The sequence below is a fragment of the Paenibacillus tuaregi genome (genome assembly GCF_900086655.1).
GTDB classification, from domain to species: Bacteria; Bacillota; Bacilli; order Paenibacillales; family Paenibacillaceae; genus Fontibacillus; species Fontibacillus tuaregi.
Genome location: NZ_LT575476.1, coordinates 1,846,498 through 1,859,434, shown reverse-complemented (window position 1 = coordinate 1,859,434; position 12,937 = coordinate 1,846,498). Strand labels below are relative to the sequence as shown.

The 12,937-nt window shown below is 50.7% G+C and carries 10 protein-coding genes and 1 other annotated feature (1 of these 11 cut by a window edge); of the genes, 1 reads left to right on the top strand and 9 read right to left on the bottom strand.

Features of this window, described 5'->3' with window-relative positions; genetic code table 11:
- Nucleotide 1: 1 nt before the first annotated feature.
- The 7 genes from carA to lspA all read right to left on the bottom strand — a co-directional run bounded on the left by carA (nt 2) and on the right by lspA (nt 7,956).
- Complete coding sequence (gene carA, locus BN6628_RS08335) at nt 2-1,138, bottom strand: glutamine-hydrolyzing carbamoyl-phosphate synthase small subunit (protein ID WP_068622107.1); 1,137 nt, start codon at nt 1,136-1,138, stop codon at nt 2-4.
- Between the two features lie 401 nt (nt 1,139-1,539).
- Nucleotides 1,540-2,820 carry a dihydroorotase gene (locus BN6628_RS08330; protein ID WP_068616412.1) on the bottom strand — a complete coding sequence of 427 codons (1,281 nt, stop codon included), beginning with the start codon at nt 2,818-2,820 and terminating at the stop codon, nt 1,540-1,542.
- Between the two features lie 54 nt (nt 2,821-2,874).
- Nucleotides 2,875-3,789, bottom strand: coding sequence for an aspartate carbamoyltransferase catalytic subunit (locus BN6628_RS08325; RefSeq protein WP_068616409.1), 915 nt, complete (start codon nt 3,787-3,789; stop codon nt 2,875-2,877).
- A 2-nt stretch (nt 3,790-3,791) separates the two neighbouring features.
- Nucleotides 3,792-4,343, bottom strand: a complete 552-nt coding sequence (pyrR, locus tag BN6628_RS08320; protein WP_187386166.1) for a bifunctional pyr operon transcriptional regulator/uracil phosphoribosyltransferase PyrR — start codon at nt 4,341-4,343, stop codon at nt 3,792-3,794.
- 504 nt (nt 4,344-4,847) lie between these two features.
- A complete protein-coding gene (locus tag BN6628_RS08315) occupies nt 4,848-6,101 on the bottom strand; it encodes an LL-diaminopimelate aminotransferase (RefSeq protein WP_068616404.1) in 1,254 nt (417 codons plus the stop codon).
- Nucleotides 6,102-6,547: 446 nt separating this feature from the next.
- Nucleotides 6,548-7,465, bottom strand: coding sequence for an RluA family pseudouridine synthase (locus BN6628_RS08310; protein ID WP_068616402.1), 918 nt, complete (start codon nt 7,463-7,465; stop codon nt 6,548-6,550).
- Nucleotides 7,462-7,956, bottom strand: a complete 495-nt coding sequence (gene lspA / locus BN6628_RS08305) for a signal peptidase II (protein ID WP_068622106.1) — start codon at nt 7,954-7,956, stop codon at nt 7,462-7,464. The genes BN6628_RS08310 and lspA overlap by 4 nt, the downstream gene beginning before the upstream one ends.
- Nucleotides 7,957-8,158: 202 nt before the next feature.
- Here lspA and BN6628_RS08300 point away from each other — a divergent pair, with 202 nt between their 5' ends.
- Complete coding sequence (locus BN6628_RS08300; RefSeq protein ID WP_068616399.1) at nt 8,159-8,896, top strand: TraR/DksA C4-type zinc finger protein; 738 nt, start codon at nt 8,159-8,161, stop codon at nt 8,894-8,896.
- On the opposite strand, the gene BN6628_RS08295 is transcribed toward BN6628_RS08300, so the two are convergent.
- Entirely contained in the window at nt 8,883-9,179 is a 297-nt protein-coding gene (locus tag BN6628_RS08295) for a DUF5665 domain-containing protein (RefSeq protein WP_082927094.1), read from the bottom strand. The two genes, BN6628_RS08300 and BN6628_RS08295, sit on opposite strands and share 14 nt — an antisense overlap.
- A 457-nt stretch (nt 9,180-9,636) precedes the next feature.
- Nucleotides 9,637-12,729 carry an isoleucine--tRNA ligase gene (ileS, locus tag BN6628_RS08290; RefSeq protein WP_068616397.1) on the bottom strand — a complete coding sequence of 1,031 codons (3,093 nt, stop codon included), beginning with the start codon at nt 12,727-12,729 and terminating at the stop codon, nt 9,637-9,639.
- A gap of 60 nt (nt 12,730-12,789) precedes the next feature.
- Nucleotides 12,790-12,937, bottom strand: a binding site (T-box leader); it runs 133 nt beyond the window's last position.

Genomic DNA, 12,937 nt, shown 5'->3' with positions numbered 1-12,937 from the left:
CTTAACGAGCTCCTTTCGCTGCTGCCATGATCAGGGCCTGGCGTGGTTTTTGTGGATTCTCTTGTTTGTAGTTGCGGATCATTTCCAGGAACCGGTCAAACAGATAGCTGTTGTCGTAAGGGCCTGGTGCGGCCTCCGGGTGGTACTGCACCGAGAAGGCAGGGTATTTCGTATGCTTAAGACCTTCGATGGTCTTATCGTTATTGTTGATATGAGTGACTTCCAGCTCCGTTCCAGCAATGGAAGACTCGGTTACGGTGTAACCATGGTTCTGCGAAGTGATATAGCAGCGTCCGGATTCCAGCTCCTTGACCGGATGGTTGCCGCCACGGTGGCCGAATTTCAGGCTTTCCGTATCCGCTCCGCAGGCCAGCGCGAACAGCTGGTGTCCCAGACAGATGCCGAAGATCGGATATTCGCCGAGCAGCTCGGATACCATTTTCACGGCATATGGCACATCTTTCGGATCCCCAGGGCCGTTGGAGAGCTGGATGCCGTCAGGATGAAGCTGACGGATCTCCTCTGCTGTCGTGTCATGCGGCACCACGATCACATCGCAGCCCCGCTTGGTCAGCTCGCGAAGGATTCCGCTCTTGGCGCCAAAATCCACCAGGACAATGCGCTCTTTGGCTCCTGGGCTGCTGTATATATGGTTAGTGGACGTACGAGCCACTTGATTTCTAAGTTCGTTGATGCTCGTTGCTTTAATCATCTCTTGAAGCTCTTCAAGCGATTTGGAGGAAGTCGTAAGTATCCCCTTCATCGTTCCGTGATGGCGGATGATCCGGGTCAGCATGCGGGTATCAATATCGCTTATTCCAGGAATGCCATACTCCTTAAGCAGGTCACCAATGCTGGTCTGGGCACGCCAGTTGCTCGGCACCGGTTCATAACGGCGTACGACAAAACCGTGGATCGATGGGGCGACAGATTCAAAGTCATCCCGCGTGATCCCGTAGTTGCCGATTAGCGGATAGGTCATCGTTACGATTTGTCCACAGTAGGACGGGTCCGACAGAACTTCCTGATATCCGGTGATTCCTGTATTGAATACTACTTCACCGGTCTTTTCAACCTCGGCTCCAAAAGATTTGCCAGTGAATAAAGTGCCGTCTTCGAGCAATAATCTAGCCTGCATTGCGATATCATCTCCCATATTAGATTACCCTCCCAAACCCTCCCTGGAAGGGAGGGCCCCAAGGGCTTTGCCCTCTGGACACCCGAAAGTTTGGCGAAGGATTTAGAGTGTGCTTCCTTGCTGCTGTTGGTAGTAGGAGCGCTTGCCGTCCCTGCGGGACCCGCTTTACTTCAGTGCTCCTTTGATTTGGAAAAGCATGGGTTCGTGGTGCTGCCCTTGGCACGATTTGGTGCTGCTTCGTGCTCGGTGCGCTCTCCCTGTGGGAATCGCTGCTCTTTCGAGCAGAGCCCTGGGGGCTACGGGCGTGCGTTTTGGTGCTGCTTCGTGCTCCGTGCGCTCTCCCTGCGGGATTCGCTGCTCTTTCGAGCATTACTTCTATCTATACTTGTATCTATACTTGCTTACTCGGACCAGACTACTTTGCCGCTTACGATGGTAGCGACAGGCCAGCCCTTAAGCTTCCAATCGGTAAAAGGGGTGTTGCGGCCCTTCGACGCGAAGGTCGACGGGTCTACGGCTCTCTCGGTCTCGAGGTCCACGATCGTCAGATCAGCTGGAGCGCCAGGCTCAAGCTTGCCGGCCGCCAGGCCGAACACCCGGGCCGGGTCAGCGGTCATCCGCTGAATAAGCTGGGCCAGCGGCCATTTGCCGGTGGCGACGAACTTGGTGTAGAGCAGCGGGAACGCAGTCTCGAAGCCCACGATTCCGAACGGGGCAAGCTGCATGCCACGTTCTTTCTCTTCCTCACTGTGAGGGGCGTGGTCGGTGACGATAATGTCGATCGTACCGTCCTCCACGGCCTTAATGCAGGCCTCCACGTCGCGGCGGGAGCGCAGCGGCGGGTTCATTTTCCAATTGGCATCCAGTCCCGGAATGTCCTCTTCTGAGAGGATCAGGTGATGAGGGCAGACCTCAGCGGTCACCTTGACTCCGATTTCCTTGGCCTGCCGGATCAGGCGGATCGATTGCTCCGTGCTCACGTGGCAGACATGGTAATGTACGCCAGTCGCTTCAGCCAGCAGAATGTCACGTCCGACATGAATCGCCTCGGATTCGTTTGGAATTCCTTTGAGCCCATGCTTTCTGGCAAATTCACCTTCAGCAACCGGGGCTCCTTCCACCAAGGTATTGTCTTCACAATGGGCGATGACCGGCATACCCAGCTCAGCAGCCCATTTCATAGCGTCCTTCATCATTTGAGCGCTTTGCACGCCGACTCCGTCATCGGTGAATCCGATAGCCCCAGACTCTTTAAGCGCCGGGAAGTCGGTAAGCTCGCGGCCCAGTTCACTCTTTGTAATGGCCGCATAGGGAAGGACATGAACCAAATCCGCTTCCTTGGCTCTGTCCAGCACCAGCTTTACCGTCTCCGGATTATCAGTTACCGGTCTTGTATTGGGCATGCAGGCGATGGTGGTGAATCCGCCTTTAGCCGCTGAGCGTGCCCCAGTCTCGATCGTTTCTTTATATTCAAAGCCCGGCTCTCTAAGGTGAACATGCATATCAATGAACCCTGCGGATACCAGCTTGCCTTGAGCATCTATCACTTGCGCATCCTCCAGGGCTGCCTGTTCAGATGCATCCATAATCTGCTGAATGACTCCCCCGGCAACCACGATGTTCTTCAGTTCAAGCTTGCCGTCCGTACCTACGATATTTGCATTTTTAATTATTAGCTCCATGATGACCTCCGCTTATTTTCCCTCTTTGTATCATATCGTTTTAGGCTTTTGCCGTTACAATTTCATTGCACGTTCCATAACCGCCATGCGGATCGGAACCCCGTTTGCCATTTGGGTGAAAATACGGGATTTCTCACTCTCCACCAGGCTGTCATCAATCTCAACGTTCCGGTTCACAGGAGCCGGATGCATGATAATTGCTCCTGGCTCAAGCTTAGCGGCTCTCTCTTCCGTGAGCCCGTACTGCAAACGATACTGTTCTGGAGACTTCAGCATACCTTCGGCATGACGTTCCAGTTGGACACGGAGCATCATCACCACATCAGCTTTTAGCGCTTCTTCCATAGATACATAAGGTGCATGCTCAGCAAGCTCAGGTGCCTGCATATTGGCTGGAGCACAGAACTTCACATTGGCGCCGAATTTTTGAAGAGCCCATAAGTTCGATCTTGCCACCCGGCTTTGAATAATATCGCCAATGATGGACACTCTCAGCCCCTTCAGTTCACCAAAATGCTGTTTCATCGTGTATAAATCAAGCAGTGCCTGGGTCGGATGCTCATTGTTGCCGTCTCCGGCATTGACCAGCGGAACCTTGACCCGCTCAGCCAGCTCAGCCAGCAGACCGATGGGCTTCAGCCGGATCACTCCGGCATCGATCCCCATGGATTCGAGGGTTCGTACAGTGTCGTAGATCGATTCGCCCTTCTCCACACTTGAGGCCGCTGCAGCGAAATTGAGCACCTGTGCACCAAGACGCTTCTCGGCCATTTCAAAAGAAAAACGGGTGCGTGTGCTGTTCTCAAAAAACATGTTCGCGACAAACCGATTCTCCAGTACCGGTATCATCTTCTCCTGCTGGTTAGCCCAGTAAGCTGCCCGGTCCAGGATTGAAGATATTTCATCCCGGCTTAAGTCCTTAAGGCCAAGCAGGCTGCGCTCCTTCACTGCCGACATGGAAATGGTCATGATTAGATGTCCTCCCGCTGCTGTAAAATTCTCACTTGATCCACTCCGTCGAACTCTTTCAGGTGCACTTCGATTTCCTCCGCTCTGGAGGTCGGCACGTTCTTCCCGATATAATCAGCCCGGATTGGCAGCTCCCGGTGTCCCCGGTCCGCCAGAACAGCGAGCTGAATGGATTCAGGCCGTCCACAGTCCATCAGCGCATCCATCGCCGCCCGGATCGTTCTGCCTGTATAGAGCACATCGTCGCACAGAATAACCTTCTTGCCTTGAATGGTCTGACCGTTCAGCTGCTGCCCCAAGGATTCATTCTTCCCGCTAGGGGCAGATCTGTCATCCCGATACTGGGTAACATCGATCTCTCCCCAAGGAACCGGCGTGCCTTCAATCTCTTCCAGTCTCTCGGCAATCCGCTTCGCCAGATACACACCGCGTGTGCGGATACCTACCAAGACACAGCCATCGATACCTTTGTTCTTCTCAAGAATCTCATGAGCAATTCTCGTCAGCGCCCGCCGGATTGCAATTTCGTCCATAATGACATGTTGTAATTCCATACTCACAGATTAGCCTCCTAATGATCAGATTCATCAGGTTCCGTGAAGAGCAACAAAAAAACTCCTTGCCCAGTTCCAGGCAAGGAGTTCCGAGTCATGTCTGCACACAGAGCATGACTGTCACAGGTTATAAGGAAGGGGCACCTGCGCCGCAGCGCGGTGTTTATCCATTCCGAATAAAACCTCATTCACGTTACCTTGCCAGCCTCACGGGACTGATTTAAAGGTGCTATTGATTTACATGAATTATGACAGAACACCGGGAGCCTGTCAAGGCGGGGAAATACAAATCATGTCGATTATTGTCATTAATCGGTCTCCTCCCTGCAAGAGGAGGTTAAGCTTCTTTCATTCATATTTATAATTATACGTTATTGTTGCATAAATATCCACATATAAAAATCATGATTTCTAATTTGGTACAGCCTTAAACTCATCTTTTAAGCATATTGGAATGACAAAAAGCCACCGTCACTAAACGGTGGCTTCCAGTTTCTTATTCACTTAAAATTCAAACTTCACGTCGCCCAAACGACGTTTAATTTCGGAAATGACCCGCTTCTCCTCTTCCTCGCCTGCAGCAATGAAGGTCACGGAGAAGCGAACAAACGCACCGGCATCATCCCAAGGTACCGTGGAAATCAGCTTCTCACGAATGAGGTATTGGGAGAAGGCTTCTCCGCTTTCAAAGCGAGGTCCTCCCTCTACGCCTTTAGGAGCGGCTACATACAGGAAGAATGAACCCTTAGGCTTCTTGGCCTTGAAGCCAAGCTCATTCAGGGCCGACACCAGCATATCATGACGGCGGGAGTATTTCTCCGCAATTTTCTCTGTGATCCCCGGATTCGCAAGACCGTAAGCAGCAGCCTTTTGAATCGCGATGAATTGACCGGAATCATTGTTGTCCTTCACATCACTGAATGCCTTAACCACAAGTGGATTACCAGCTACAAATCCGATTCTCCAACCAGTCATGTTATAGGACTTCGAGAGGGAGTGAAGTTCGATACCAACGTCCTTGGCCCCCGGCACCGACAGGAAACTGAGCGGCTTAAGACCATCGTATGTCAGGGCAGCGTAAGGTGCGTCATGTACAACTACCACATTGTATTTTTTAGCCCAAGCCACAACCTCTGCAAAGAACTCGGGAGTGGCACTTGCGCCTGTAGGGTTGTTCGGGTAATTCAGATACAGCAGCTTGGCCCGGCGGCTGATTTCTTCCGGAATGGAGGAAAGGTCCGGGAGGAAATTATTCTCCTCTGTAAGCTGAACGTTGTATACTTCCCCTCCCAGATACTTGGTATGGGTGCCAAGTATAGGATAGCCGGGAACGGTCATTATAGTGACATCGCCCGGGTTGATGAAGCAGGAAGGCAGCATGGCTAGTGCCGGCTTGGAACCAATCGAGTGCACAATTTCAGTCACAGGATCAATACCGTCCACGCTAAATACTTCTTTCAGGTATTTGGCAGCAGCCTCCTTGAACTCGGCGATGCCGTTGTCCGCATACCCTCGGTTCTCCGGTTTGGCCGCCTCTTCCGCAAGCTTGGCCACGATGCCCGCATCCGCCATCTCATCCGGTTCACCGACCCCCATGTCAATAAGCTCAACATCAGGAAAGTCTTTTTTGGCCGCAGCCTTTGCACGCTTAATCTTCTCAAATTTATAAATGGCGGTATCTTTGCCGTAATTCGCTCCGCCAATCCGGTCTGCAAAATTGGTTTGAATATACGTTGTTTGATATTGTTCAATACTCATGTTTAAGTCCATCTCCTTAACTAAATCTATGTCTAAATATGCTGCAAATCCCGGATGAACACAATGGATTTTCCGTCAGAACGTTTGTACTATTTAACCGCACGTCTCGGACACGCCAGTCCCATGCATTTCCGAGCAGAGTTGCGCTAAGCCCTAGCCCTCCTTATGCAATGGTTCCGTCATTCGCTTAGCTAAAGGATTCTCCAATAAGGTAATTCCTATCTGGCTATCTAGCAAAATATAGTTTTTCACTAAAAACGCTTTGACCTCTCCCCCCAAAATGTGTAAACCTATGTGTGATCACCTTAGCCAATTTTAAACACAACAAAAAAAGCATCCAGAACACCCTGCTCCGGTTGTTAATGCCGGAAGCTTGAAACACGTGTCCTGTGATGCCTTGTATTCGTGACAATGCAAACCTGAATCTAAACGTACATAGTGATTCCTTATCTGTTCCGCAGCGAAATCAACAGCTCTTCCATATCACCAGGAATCGGGGCATTGAACTCTTTGTACTCGCCAGAGGAAGGATGAACAAATCCTAGTACCGCCGCATGAAGGGCTTGTCCATTCATTTTAATGCCTTTGCTTCTCCCATACATCGGGTCGCCCACAAGCGGGTGCTCAATAAATTTCATATGTACCCGGATCTGGTGGGTTCGCCCCGTCTCAAGCTTCAGCTCGAGCAAGGTGTAATCCCCGAATCTTTCCACAACTTGAAAATGGGTCACGGCCGTCTTGCTGTTCCGCTCGGTGACCGTAAACATCTTGCGGTCATGCGGGTCACGGCCAATCGGCGCATCCACTGTTCCCTGGTCATGGACCACATTCCCGTGAACGAGAGCGAAGTACTTGCGCGTAACCGAGTGGTCCTTCAGCTGCGCTGCAAGCGAGGCATGGGCCTTGTCGTTCTTGGCAGCCATGAGCAGGCCTGACGTATCCTTGTCGATACGGTGCACAATGCCTGGTCTAAGCTCTCCGTTAATCCCGGAAAGGTCCTTGCAGTGATACATGAGCGCATTCACCAAGGTTCCCGAAGAATGGCCAGGTGCAGGATGTACGACCATGCCGCGGGGCTTGTTCACCACAATGACATCGGAATCCTCAAAGTATACATCCAGCGGAATGTCCTCGGGCACAAGCTCCACGGTGCTGGGTTCAGGGATCGTAACGCTGACCAGATCGCCCTGTGCCAGCTTATAGTTGGATTTCACCGGCGCCCCGTTAACCACCACATGGCCTTCCTCAATCCAAAGCTGAATCTGGCTTCTCGAATAATCCTCAGTCAGACATTCTTTAACATACTTATCTATTCGTTCTTTGGCCGATTCGGCTTCAACCGTCCACTCTAAAGTTTCATTCATGAAGTCTGTTCGCTCCCTGCCTCTGCCTCTTTTTTCTTCTGTCTTCCCATATCCAGGAACGAGTCAAGCACAATCAATGCCACCCCGACAACGATACAGGAATCGGCAATATTGAAGATCGGGAACGTGTAGCTTCCGAAATTAAACATCAGAAAATCCACTACTTCCCCATTCAGCGCACGGTCCAGGAAATTTCCAATCGCGCCGCCAAGCACTAAAGCCAGCGCTGTAGGCAGCAGCTTGTTGGCGTTACCCTTAATTTTCTGCATATACCACACGATAGCAAGCACAACGATAACTGTAATTACAATGAAGAACCAGCGCTGGTTCTCAAGAATCCCAAATGCCGCTCCCCGATTCCGGTGTGAGGTGATCACAAAAAAATCCCCAATTACAGGAATTAGCTCATTCAGCTGCAATTTGGTTGCTATGATATATTTGGTTCCCTGGTCAATCAGAAATACAATTAGCGCAATCAAGTAATAAATCACTGCCATTCGTCACCCCGTTTTTGATATCATCCGCCAATTCATCCAGCAGATTTAACCACTATTCAGCCTTGTATATTGTAGCACAGCGGGAAAGAAGCCGTCCATGAACGATAGGATTTTCCTTCGCTAAAACCCCAGACTTCTGCACAACCTACAGGAAAGCGAAAATTCTCAACATGTGTATGCGGAAAGGAGAATCCCTATGTCTCATCTAAGCAGTGAACAGCTTCAGCAACTGGAGCACCGATTACGGGAACAGCGGGAGGACATTGAGACCCGTCTCGCCTATAATGAGCACTATGGCATGGCCGCCACCACCCGGGAGAACATAGACGAATTATCTTTTTACGACAATCATCCGGGTGATTTGGGAACAGAAGTATTCGAGCGTGGCAAGGATTTGGCTCTAGCCGAACACAGCGAGCTTCTGCTTGACCGTGTTGATGCAGCGCTCGAGAGAATGCAGGACGGCAGCTATGGCACCTGTATTACCTGCGGACAGCCTATATCCTACGAGCGTTTAAACGCGGTGCCTGAGACAGCTTACTGCATCGAGCATACCCCACAGCGGGAGGTTTCCAGCAAACGTCCGATCGAAGAAGAATTTCTGTACCCGCCGTTTGGCCGGACCAGTATGGATGAACATGATGACCAGAACGGGTTTGATGGGGAAGACGCCTGGCAAATCGTCGAGAGCTTTGGAACCTCCAACAGTCCGGCCATGGCAGAAGATAATGAAATTGATGATTATAACGACATGGAAATCGAAGCGTCAAATGAGCTGGATGGGTTCGTAGAGCCTTATGAAAGCTTTGTTGCCACAGATATTACCGGCACCCAAGTGTTCTTTTACCGCAACGGGGTATACCGCAAACATATGAGCAGCACCCGTCATTTGGAGTCCGAGGATTCGCTGGGCACGGGCTCTAACGAGTATTAAGCTCAAGCTGCCGCTGGACAATTCTGACGATGTCCGCAATGTAATCCCCAACAATCGGCAGGTTTAATGCGCCAAGCACCTGAAGGAAGTAAATGATGGTTGCCGCAAAAAAAGTAAATCCAACGGCAATTCCGATGCCCCGTGAGGTGCCGGACAGTATATTTAACCAAATCAGTCTCCAGGGCCTGACCATAAGCTGGGTGTATTCCATAATTCTCGACTTCTCCAGCTCATGGGACCAGAACAAGGTGAGCTTATACATCGCATTTATCTTCTCATCCATCGTTCCATTCAGCACAGAAGCTTCAGGTGGAACCTGTGTGCGTGCATTTAGAGCTTTTACTTCTTCTTTCACCCTCTTACGGTGTATCATTGACCTGTTCCGCCCTTTCATGATGCAGCTCAATCGCTAACTATATAAAACAAACTTTAAAAATTAACCTCTCTCAGCGGAGAGGCCGAGTGATTCTGAAGAAGCGGAGCGTCCGCCTCTGTCTCCGAAATGCCCCTACTTGGATATCTAGTTCAAGCTTTTCGGAGACAACAGCGGCCTTAAAGAACACTCGGCATCGCAGCGCCCCTAAAAGGTAACCTTCATAAGTTCGTTTTATATAAATCAGCATTCATTCAAAATACAAACGAGCCCGCCCTTCTCCCAGCTGGAGAAAGGCTAAAGCTCGTTTGTTATTTTTGCTATTTAGTATGGCCCCGGAAACAGGGTCCCATGCTATATTTTTTTACTATGCAATAATAACACCGATCTGCTTCGTGCCCAGATCAATCTTCTCGGACTGTTCATGTGCGCCAAAAGTTACCTCGGTAACCAGGACATTCTCTCTCAGCACATGTTCAAATGCGGTGATTGCGGCCTTCAGCTCGTCGTCTACTTCAAGCGTAAGCTGTACCCGCTTTTCAATCGGCAGGTCCAGCTTTTTGCGGGTATCTTGAACCGCGCGCACGACCTCGCGCACCCAGCCCTCCTGCTCCAGCTCCGGCGTAATCTCTGTATTCAGGGCTACGGTGATGCCATAACCTGACGCGGATGCGAATCCAGGCTTCGCCTGCTTCTCAATCAGAAGCTCGTCAGCGGTAATTTCAAGCTCCTCACCTTCTGGAGAGGTAATGTTCAGCACGCCGCTTTCGACGATCCGGCGGGTATCCTCGGCAGCCAAGCCTTTAAGATAGCCTTGAAGGAATCCGATATTCTTTCCGTACTTCTTACCGGCGACTTTTAAATTCATCTTCAAGGTGAAATCAACGAACCCGCTGTCGCTTTGCTCAAGCTCAATACGCTTCACGTTGATCTCTTCTTTGATGATCTCCTCATAATCCGCAACTTCAAACGCATGATCAATCGAAATGATCAGTTCGGAGAGAGGCTGACGCGTCTTGATGCCTGTCTCATTACGCACGTTACGGGCAAGCTCCACAATTTGACGGGCACTCTCCATATCCTGCTCCAGCTGCTTATCGATCAGGGACTCATCCGCCTTCGGATAGTCGGCCAGATGAACACTCTCCAGCTCTCCGCTAAGATTGGTGTAAATATCTTCGGAGAGGAGCGGTGTATACGGCGCGGTTAACTTGGCCATAGTGACCAGAACATGGGTCAAGGTCTGATAAGCGCTCAGCTTGTCTTCACTAAGTCCGCTTCCCCAGAACCGGTCACGCGAGCGGCGGATATACCAGTTGCTCAGCTCATCCACGAACTGCTCGATCGCTTTGGCCGGATTCAGGAAGTCATTGACCGACAAGCCCTTATCCACAATCAGGATCAGGCTGTTCAGACGGGACAGAATCCATTTGTCCAGCTTGTTCTCAGAAGCGCGATGCGGATGCTCCTCCGGACGATAACCATCGATGTTCGCATACAGGGTAAGGAACGCATGGGTGTTAACCAGAGTATCCACGACCTTGGATTTGGCCTCGGCCACAATCCCCTTAGAGAACCGTTTACTATTCCAAGGCGCGCTGTCCGACAGGAGCGCCCAGCGGAACGCATCGGTGCCATACTCTTCGATGATGTCCCAAGGATCGATGACATTGCCTTTCGACTTGGACATCTTCTGCCCGTTCTCATCCAAGATGTGTCCCGTTGCAATCACCGCTTTATAAGGTGCTTTGCCCGTAAACAAGGTGGACACTGCAAGCAGGCTGTAGAACCAGCCGCGGGTCTGGTCAATTCCCTCACAGATCATGTCTGCTGGATACTGCTCCGAAAATTCCTGTTCATTCTCAAAAGGATAATGCTGCTGGGCGAATGGCATCGAGCCGCTGTCGAACCAGACGTCAATAACCTCAGGTGTCCGTGTCATCACTCCATCTTCATGGAATGGGGACTTCAGTTTAATCTCATCCACATACGGCTTATGAAGCTCAATGTCTTCTGGCACCTCGCCGATGGCATGCTCACGCAGCTCAGCAATGCTTGCAGGCGCGAACTCCTTGCCGGTCTTATCGCAGACCCAAACATTAAGCGGTGTACCCCAATACCGGTTCCGGCTGATGTTCCAGTCTACGAGATCCTCCAGGAACTTACCGAAACGGCCCTCGCGGACGTGTCCTGGATACCAGTCAACACTGTTATTGTTGGCGATCAACTGATCCTTCACCGCAGTGGTTTTGATGAACCAGCTGTCCATGGCGTAATAGAGCAGCGGCGATTTACATCTCCAGCAGAACGGATAGCTGTGCTCATACTTCTCTTTGCTGAACAAGAGACCTCGCTCCGACAGCAGCTTCACGATATCCAAATCACAGTCCTTCACGAATCTTCCCGCTAGATCAGTCACCACATCTGTATATCTGCCTTGAAGATTTACGACGCTGATAAATTCAATACCATGCTCACGGCACGTACGGTAGTCATCCTCCCCATGTGCCGGAGCCAAGTGAACGATCCCCGTACCACTGGAATCGGTAACGAAACCGGCTCCCACAACAACGAGACCATTCTTAGGGTGAATATAGTCAAACGGAGCTTTATAGCTCTTGCCGACCAGCTCAGCACCTTTTAGTGTGGAAAGAACTTCAAAGTCACCTTTGAATAAACCTTCCGCAAGACTCTTAGCCACAATATAAACTTCCCCATCCTGTTTCACACGCACATAATCGAGCTCTGGATTAACAGCCAGTGCGGTGTTGGCCGGAAGTGTCCATGGTGTTGTCGTCCAGGCCAGAATGTACTCATCCTGGTCCACCAGCTTGAATTTGGCCGTCGCACTAAGATCCTTTACGTCCTCATAACCCTGGGCCACCTCGTGAGAGCTGAGTGTGGTCTGGCAGTCCGGACAATACGGGCTTACGCGATGTCCCCGGTAGAGAAGACCCTTCTTGTGAATGGTGGACAAAATATTCCATACGCTCTCAATGTAACTGTTCTTCAGCGTGATGTATGGATTATCCAGATCCGTCCAGTAACCGATTGCTTCGGTCAGCTCTCTCCACTGCTTCTCGTATTCAAATACACTTGCTTTACATTTCTTGACGAATTCCTCAACCCCATAGTTCTCGATCTCCTGCTTGCCGGAGATTCCTAGCTGCTTCTCCACGCCAAGCTCAACTGGAAGACCGTGCGTGTCCCAGCCCGCTTTACGGACTACGCGGTACCCGTTCATCGTCTGATAACGGCCGATAAAGTCCTTAATTACTCTACCTAATACGTGCCCGATATGAGGCTTCCCGTTTGCTGTTGGAGGACCTTCATAGAATACATAGTTTGGTCTGCCTTCCCGGTTCTCAATCGTTTTACGGAACGTGTCCTCATTGTTCCATTTCGCCAAAATCCGTTTTTCCCGTGCGCGGGCTTTTTCTTTCACATCTACTTTTTGCATGACCGACGCTTCCTTTCCTGAACAAAATACGAATTAAAGACAACAAAAAAAGCCCATCCCTAAAGGGACGAGGCTTGATCTCGCGTTACCACCCTTGTTCCAACCTTACTTCGGCATGCGAAGGAAGATTGACAACTTAGTCCCATACTGAATCATATGGGGCCGGGATAACGGTCGGCTGCCGGTACAGCTTAGCATTTCCGGAAGC

Coding starts and splice junctions, on each gene's coding strand:
- BN6628_RS08330 (WP_068616412.1), bottom strand. CDS start 2,820: ATGGAGCTAATAATTAAAAATGCAAATATCGTAGGTACGGACGGCAAG.
- BN6628_RS08315 (WP_068616404.1), bottom strand. CDS start 6,101: ATGAGTATTGAACAATATCAAACAACGTATATTCAAACCAATTTTGCA.
- BN6628_RS08295 (WP_082927094.1), bottom strand. CDS start 9,179: ATGGATGAGAAGATAAATGCGATGTATAAGCTCACCTTGTTCTGGTCC.
- carA (WP_068622107.1), bottom strand. CDS start 1,138: ATGCAGGCTAGATTATTGCTCGAAGACGGCACTTTATTCACTGGCAAA.
- BN6628_RS08310 (WP_068616402.1), bottom strand. CDS start 7,465: ATGAATGAAACTTTAGAGTGGACGGTTGAAGCCGAATCGGCCAAAGAA.
- ileS (WP_068616397.1), bottom strand. CDS start 12,729: ATGCAAAAAGTAGATGTGAAAGAAAAAGCCCGCGCACGGGAAAAACGG.
- pyrR (WP_187386166.1), bottom strand. CDS start 4,343: ATGGAATTACAACATGTCATTATGGACGAAATTGCAATCCGGCGGGCG.
- BN6628_RS08325 (WP_068616409.1), bottom strand. CDS start 3,789: ATGACCATTTCCATGTCGGCAGTGAAGGAGCGCAGCCTGCTTGGCCTT.
- BN6628_RS08300 (WP_068616399.1), top strand. CDS start 8,159: ATGTCTCATCTAAGCAGTGAACAGCTTCAGCAACTGGAGCACCGATTA.